We start from the raw sequence: 6,805 nt of genomic DNA, 5'->3' as shown, positions 1-6,805 counted from the left end.
CGGAAGGTGCCGGCCACCCGCGCCGGGTCGTTGCGGAAGACCCCGCAGCCCCACGCCCCGAGCACCAGGCGCCGGTAGCCGCCCGCCACCGCCACCTCCAGGACCCGTTCGGCGCGCGAGGCGAGCGCGGCCGGAATACGAGGGGTCTCCTCGGGCCGGTCGCGCGCGACGATCCCGGCGTTCGGCGCGGGCGAGGTGAGGAAGCCGACGGTGAACGGGGCGTCGAGCAGCCGTCCCCGGTCGTCGCGGAAGACCGGTACGCCGGGCGAGTGGATCACCCGGTCGCTGTAGAACGGGCTGCGGTCGGCCCGGTGGTGCGCGTAGTAGTCCGGCGCGCGCAGCAGGGTGACGTAGAGCGCGGAGGCCCGGCACAGCGCCTCCTCCTGGGCCTGTGCGCCGTTCAGGTAGCCGCCGCCCGGGTTGCGTGCCGAGGCAAAGTTCAGGACCGCCACGGGGCCCGGCGCGGCCGAGGTCGCCCGCCGGGCGGCCTGGAGGCTGCTCTCGCCGGTGACCTCGAAGGATGTCGTACGGGAGGTGTCCGGGGTGACCGGCACGGGCTCCGGGCCGTACAGCCGGGTTCCCCCGGTCGCGGCGGCCAGCAGTGCCGTGAGCGGCACCTGGCGGCCGTCCTCGGCGCGGTACCCGCCCGCCTCGACGATCTCTTCGGTGTGCTTCGCGATCCCCCGCAGCCGTGCGCTCATGCCAGGCATCCTCGATGAGGAAACGCGCTCGGGGCAACCATGTTTCCCGCCCGTGGGGGCACTCTTGTGCGAAGCGGCGGGAGTGGCCTTAGGTTGGACAAAGCGCCCCGCCCCGAACCCCGGGACGGGGTCCGGTCACGGTCTTCGACAGGAGGATCCGGCCATGTCGTCGGACGAATTCGCAGCTGAGGGCCCGTCTCTCAACGAGGACGACGCCGAGGCGCTGCTGCGCGGCATATGTTTCAAGACAGGGCCGCCCCGCATCGTCGGTGTCGAACTGGAATGGCTCGTGCACGATCTGTACGACCCCGAACTGCCCGTTCGGACCGAGCGTCTCGACAAGGCCTTCGGCGGCCTTCGGGACCTGCCCCTGCGATCGGCGCTGACGTTCGAACCGGGTGGCCAGCTGGAGCTCAGCTCGGCGCCCGCCGCCTCCCTGATGGAGTGCGTCAACTCCACAGCCGCGGACCTCGTCGCCGTACGCCGCGAACTGCGTACGGCCAGTCTCACGCTCACCGGCCTCGGACAGGATCCGTGGCACTCACCGGCCAGGCTCCTCCAGGAGCCGCGGTACGACGCGATGGAGACCTACCTCGACCGGATCGGCCCCTCGGGCCGCGCCATGATGCGCGCGTCCGCCTCCGTCCAGGTGTGCCTCGACGCGGGGCACGAGGAGCCGGGCCCGCTCGGGTACGGCAGACGGTGGCAGCTGGCCCATCTGCTGGGCGCGGTGCTGGTGGCCGCGTTCGCCAACTCGCCCGTCCAGGCGCGCCGTACCACCGGCTGGCGTTCCACCCGGCAGGCGCTGTGGACGGACCTCGATCCGGCGCGCACCAAGTCGCCCGACATGCGGCGGGAGCCGCGCGCCGCGTGGGCGGCGTACGTGCTGGACGCGCCGGTGATGTGCGTCCGGACGGCGGACGGCCCCTGGGACGTGCCCGACGCGCTGCCCTTCCGCGAGTGGATCCGGTCGGGGCTGCCGCGCCCGCCTGTGCGCGCCGATCTCGACTACCACATCACCACCCTGTTCCCGCCGGTGCGCCCGCGCGGTCATCTGGAGCTGCGGATGATCGACGCCCAGCCGGGGACCGACGGCTGGATGGTGCCGCTGGCGGTGACCACCGCGCTGTTCGACGACCCCGAGGCCGCCGAGACGGTGTACCGGACGGTCAAGACGCTCGCCGAGACCGCGGGCGCCCTGCCCGCGCCGGGCAATCCGCTCTGGGTCACGGCCGCGCGCGACGGGCTCGCCGACCCCGAGCTGCACGCGGCGGCGGTGGAGTGCTTCGCCGTCGCGCAGCAGGCGCTGCCCCGCACGGGCGCCACCGAGGCCGTGCGGGAGGCCGTCGCGGCCTTCAACGAGCGGTATGTCGTGCCGGGCCGCTGCCCCGCCGACGATATGGACGTCCCCGCGACCGGGAAGGAACTGCGCACATGACCGAGAACGCCGGGACACCGGCCGGGACCGAGACGGCGGACGGGGCCTCGAACGAGACCACGGGCAAGACCACGGACGGGACCATGGACGGGATATCCGTCGAGGCGCTGCGGCGCCGGGCCGTCGACGCGCTGACCACCGCGCGCGCACGCACCGCGCTGCTCACCTCCTGCGTGGACGAGCCCGAACTGACCGCGCAGCACTCGCCGTTGATGTCGCCGCTGGTCTGGGATCTGGCCCACATCGGCAATCAGGAGGAGCAGTGGCTGCTCCGTACGGTCGGCGGCAGGGAGGCCGTCAGGCCGGAGATCGACTCGGTGTACGACGCCTTCGAGCATCCCCGGGCGCTGCGTCCCACGCTCCCGCTGCTCGCCCCCGCCGAGGCCCGCGCGTACGCCTCCGACATCCGGGGCCGGGTCCTGGACATCCTCGACAGCAGTCCGCTGCGGGGTGGCCCGCTGCTGGACGCCGGTTTCGCCTTCGGGATGATCGCGCAGCACGAACAGCAGCACGACGAGACGATGCTGATCACCCATCAGCTGCGTCGCGGCTCCGCCGCGCTCACCGCGCCGGAGCCGCCGGGCCCCGATCCCGTGGACGCGGCGGACCTGCCGGACGAAGTCCTCGTCCCGGCGGGGCAGTTCACCATGGGCACCTCGGCCGAGCCGTGGGCGCTGGACAACGAGAAGCCCGCGCACCACCGGCTCGTGCCGGCGTTCCACCTGGACACGGTGCCGGTGACCAACGGCGACTATCTGCGCTTCATCGAGGACGGCGGTTACAGCGACGAACGCTGGTGGGCCCCGGCCGGCTGGGACCAGATCCGTGAACACTCCATCGCCGCACCGCTGTTCTGGCGGCGGGAGGCCGGGCAGTGGATACGCCGCCGCTTCGGGGCGGTCGAGCCCGTCCCCGCCGACGAGCCGGTGCTGCACGTCAGCTGGTACGAGGCGGACGCGTACGCCCGCTGGGCCGGGCGCAGGCTGCCGACCGAGGAGGAATGGGAGAAGGCGGCCCGGCACGACCCGGCCACCGGCCGCTCGCGGCGCCATCCCTGGGGCGACGAGGACCCGACCCCCGAGCACGCCAACCTCGGCCAGCGCCATCTGCGGCCGGCGCCCGCGGGCAGCTATCCGCTGGGCGCTTCGCCGCTGGGTGTACGGCAGTTGATCGGCGATGTGTGGGAGTGGACGTCGAGCGACTTCCTGCCCTATCCCGGCTTCGTCGCCTTTCCCTACCGGGAGTACTCCGAGGTGTTCTTCGGCGGCGCGCACAAGGTGCTGCGCGGCGGCTCCTTCGCCGTGGACCAGGTGGCGTGCCGAGGCACCTTCCGCAACTGGGACCTGCCGGTGCGCCGGCAGATCTTCGCCGGATTCCGTACCGCCCGTTCGGCCGGGGACATCTGATGTGCCGTCATATCGCGTACGTGGGACCGCCGGTGGCGCTGCGCGAGGTGCTGATCAGCCCTGAGTACGGGCTGTACCGGCAGTCCTGGGAGCCGCGCAGACAGCGGTACGGGACGGTCAACGCCGACGGTTTCGGCGTCGGTTGGTACGCCGACGGCGACCCGGCGCCCGCGCGCTACCGGCGTACGGGGCCCATCTGGGGCGATCAGAGCGTCGTCGACCTGGCCAGGGTGGTCACGAGCGGCGCGGTGCTCGCGGCCGTGCGGGACGCCACCGAGTCGGGTTCGGACGGTGAGGCGGCGGCGGCGCCGTTCGCCTCGGGGCCCTGGCTGTTCAGCCACAACGGCGCGGTGCGCGGCTGGCCGTCGAGCCTGGCGTCGCCGGCCGCCACCCTCTCCGCCGCCGAACTGCTGTCGCTGGACGCCCGGACCGACTCGGCGCTCGTGTGGGCGCTGGCGCTGCACCGGCTGCGGGACGGCGACGGCATGGGCCAGGCCCTGGCCGACACGGTCCTGGAGGTGGCCGAGGCGGCGCCCGAATCCCGGCTGAACCTGCTGCTCACCGACGGTGAGACGGTCACGGCGACCGCCTGGGGCGACACGCTCTGGTATCTCACCGAGCCCGGCCGGAGCACCGTCGTCGCCTCGGAGCCGTACGACGACGATCCGCGCTGGCGCGAGGTCCCCGACCACACCCTGCTGGCGGCGACCCGCACCGATGTCCTGCTCACCCCTCTCAAGGAGCCCCCCGCGTGAGCCCGTACAGACTGACCCGCACCCTGCCCGAGGACGCCACCGACGCCGCGCTGCGCGCCGATGTGCTGCACGGGCTGACCCGAAGCCCCAAGTCCCTGCCGCCCAAGTGGTTCTACGACGCCAGGGGCAGTGAACTCTTCGAGGAGATCACCGCGCTCGACGAGTACTACCCGACGCGCGCCGAGCGGGAGATCCTGCTCGCCCGCGCGCCCGAGATCGCGGCGGCGACGGGGGCCCGCACGCTGGTCGAACTGGGCTCGGGGTCCTCGGAGAAGACCCGGCACCTGCTCGACGAGCTGCCCCTGCTGAGGAGTTACGTACCGGTCGACGTGAGCGAGAGCGCGCTCACCGGGGCCGCGGACTCGCTGCTCGCCGAGCGTCCCGACCTCCATGTGCACGCGCTCATCGCCGACTTCACGAAGGAACTGGCGCTGCCGGACACGCCGGGGCCGCGGCTGGTCGCCTTCCTCGGCGGCACGGTCGGAAATCTGCTCCCCGACGAGCGCGCCGACTTCCTGACATCGGTGCGCGCGATGCTCGTGCCCGGCGACGCGCTGCTCCTGGGGACGGACCTGGTGAAGGACGAGTCCGTACTGGTCAAGGCTTATGACGACGCGTCAGGTGTGACGGCCGCCTTCAACAAGAACGTGCTGGCTGTCGTCGACCGTGAGCTGGGCGCCGACTTCGACCCGGCGGACTTCGACCATGTGGCGCGCTGGGACGGTGAACAGCGGTGGATCGAGATGCGGCTCCGGGCACGCCGGGAACTCTCCGTGAAGATCCCCGAGCTGGATCTGGTGGTCACTTTCGAGGCGGGTGAGGAGATGCGTACGGAAGTGTCCGCGAAGTTCACTCAGGACAGTGTCCGCTCCGAACTGGCGGGGGCGGGAATGGAGTTGGCGCACTGGTGGACGGACAGGGCCGGGCGGTTCGCGCTGTCGCTGGCGACGGCGGTCTGAGGCGGAACGGTCCGGACAGGAGCGGTCCGAGCGACGGCCCGCTGCGCCGCGCGGGCCAGTGAGCGGCGGTCCGTGTGGCGCCCGGCGGGGATCAGGGGCAGTACCTCGATCTCCGCCGTGAGCCCGCGGGCCACCGCGATCCGCCACAGTGAGACGGCGAGCGGGTCGTCCCCGACGAAAGCGGCGGGACCCAGCGGGCGGTAGCCGATCCGTACGGGACGGACGGCCGCCCCCGCGTCCAGCGCGGCCTGGAAGACGGCAGCGGTGAAACGCCCCTGGTCCCGGCCGCACCAGGTACTGCCCTCGGGGAAGACGATCACCCGGGATCCGGCACGCAGGGCGTCCCGGATGTCCCCCACCGTCCCCGGCAGCGCGCGCAGCCGGTCGCGCTCCACGAAGAGCGTGCCGCCGAGTTCCGCGACCGTGCCGATGACGGGCCAGCGACGGATGTCGCTCTTGGCCAGCAACCGGCCGGGGAACAGGGCTGCGACGAGCGGGATGTCCAGCCAGGAGATGTGGTTGGCGACGACGAGCACCCCGCCGTGCGCCTCGGGCGTCGGGTCGCGCGCCGGATCCGGCGCGGCCCCCTCGATCCGGATGCGCACGCCGAAGTACCGGATCACCGTACGCGTCCAGACTCGCGTCAGCCGGTCCCGCGAACCGGCGGCGAGCAGGGCGGCCAACGGGAGGAGCAGGATCCCGACGACGACGGCGCAGAGACCGGCCAGCAGCCGCGCGCACGCGGCGACCGTGCCCCGGCGCGTGTCCTGGGACCGGAGGGCGCACAGCTGCGGGGTGCAGGGCGCCGTGGGCAGCCAGGCGCTCATCGCGCCGGGGCGAGCGAGAGGAAGTGCCGCAGGTAGCGCGGGTTGGTGCGGCGCAGCGACAGCAGGACGTACAGGTCGGCCACCCCGAACTCCGGGTCGTGCGCGGGCGCGCCGCAGACCCAGGCGCCGAGCCGCAGGTAGCCGCGGAGCAGCGCGGGGAGTTCGGCGCGTGCGGCGGGCACGGAGGCGCTGTCCGGGGTCCAGAGGCGGTGCGGGGTGACCCAGTACTCCTCCGGAGCGAGGTTGCGGTCCTTGACGGTGTTCCAGGTCGCCGACGCGAGGGCGCCGCCGTCGCTCAGCGGGATGGAGCAGCAGCCCGCCATCCAGTTGTGGCCGGTGCGGGTCATGTAGCGGGCGAGTCCGGCCCAGATCAGGGCGATGACGGCGCCGTTGCGGTGCAGGGGGTGGACGCAGGAGCGGCCGACCTCCACCAGGTCGTCGCGTATGTGGTCGAGCCGCTGGAGGTCGAACTCGCTCTCGGAGTAGAGCCGTCCGGCGACGCGGGCGCGGTCGGGCGGCAGCAGGCGGTACGTCCCCACGACCTCGCCGGTCTCGGCCTCGCGTACCAGCAGGTGGTCGCAGTGGGCGTCGAAGGCGTCGCCGTCGAGGCCGGGCTCGGGCCCGTCGACCAAGGCGCCCATCTCGCCGGCGAAGACCAGGTAGCGCAGGCGCTGGGCGGCGCGTACGTCCTGCTGGTCGCGGGCGAGGGAGACGACATA

At 73.0% G+C, this 6,805-nt stretch carries 7 protein-coding genes; 4 read left to right on the top strand and 3 right to left on the bottom strand.

All coding sequences use genetic code 11. The features are described 5' to 3' along the window. A partial coding sequence (locus P3L51_RS34155; RefSeq protein WP_354609242.1) for a TIGR02452 family protein occupies positions 1-701 on the bottom strand: 701 nt, incomplete at its 3' end. A 163-nt stretch (positions 702-864) separates the two neighbouring features. Here P3L51_RS34155 and egtA point away from each other — a divergent pair. The 4 genes from egtA to egtD all read left to right on the top strand — a co-directional run bounded on the left by egtA (position 865) and on the right by egtD (position 5,259). Then, positions 865-2,139 (top strand): ergothioneine biosynthesis glutamate--cysteine ligase EgtA, encoded by a 1,275-nt coding sequence (egtA, locus tag P3L51_RS34150; protein WP_354609241.1) that lies wholly within the window; start codon positions 865-867, stop codon positions 2,137-2,139. 83 nt (positions 2,140-2,222) lie between these two features. Beyond that, positions 2,223-3,545, top strand: a complete 1,323-nt coding sequence (gene egtB / locus P3L51_RS34145) for an ergothioneine biosynthesis protein EgtB (protein ID WP_354609243.1) — start codon at positions 2,223-2,225, stop codon at positions 3,543-3,545. Further along, positions 3,545-4,300, top strand: a complete 756-nt coding sequence (gene egtC / locus P3L51_RS34140; RefSeq protein WP_354609240.1) for an ergothioneine biosynthesis protein EgtC — start codon at positions 3,545-3,547, stop codon at positions 4,298-4,300. Before egtB ends, egtC begins: the two co-directional genes overlap by 1 nt. Next, positions 4,297-5,259 (top strand): L-histidine N(alpha)-methyltransferase, encoded by a 963-nt coding sequence (gene egtD / locus P3L51_RS34135; RefSeq protein WP_354609239.1) that lies wholly within the window; start codon positions 4,297-4,299, stop codon positions 5,257-5,259. The genes egtC and egtD overlap by 4 nt, the downstream gene beginning before the upstream one ends. Here egtD and P3L51_RS34130 read toward each other — a convergent pair. Both P3L51_RS34130 and P3L51_RS34125 read right to left on the bottom strand, forming a co-directional pair. Next, positions 5,154-6,086, bottom strand: coding sequence for a lysophospholipid acyltransferase family protein (locus P3L51_RS34130; RefSeq protein ID WP_354609238.1), 933 nt, complete (start codon positions 6,084-6,086; stop codon positions 5,154-5,156). The genes egtD and P3L51_RS34130 overlap by 106 nt on opposite strands. Next, positions 6,083-6,805, bottom strand: a 723-nt coding sequence (locus tag P3L51_RS34125; RefSeq protein WP_354609237.1) for a GNAT family N-acetyltransferase, incomplete at its 5' end; no start/stop codon positions are given. The genes P3L51_RS34125 and P3L51_RS34130, both read right to left, overlap by 4 nt.

It is taken from the genome of Streptomyces panacea, from assembly GCF_040560175.1.
Lineage (GTDB): Bacteria > Actinomycetota > Actinomycetes > Streptomycetales > Streptomycetaceae > Streptomyces > Streptomyces panacea.
The sequence above is the reverse complement of the archived record's forward strand: the minus strand, read 5'-3'. Positions and strand labels throughout refer to the sequence as shown.

Coding starts and splice junctions, on each gene's coding strand:
- egtA (WP_354609241.1), top strand. CDS start 865: ATGTCGTCGGACGAATTCGCAGCTGAGGGCCCGTCTCTCAACGAGGAC.
- egtB (WP_354609243.1), top strand. CDS start 2,223: ATGGACGGGATATCCGTCGAGGCGCTGCGGCGCCGGGCCGTCGACGCG.
- egtC (WP_354609240.1), top strand. CDS start 3,545: ATGTGCCGTCATATCGCGTACGTGGGACCGCCGGTGGCGCTGCGCGAG.
- P3L51_RS34130 (WP_354609238.1), bottom strand. CDS start 6,086: ATGAGCGCCTGGCTGCCCACGGCGCCCTGCACCCCGCAGCTGTGCGCC.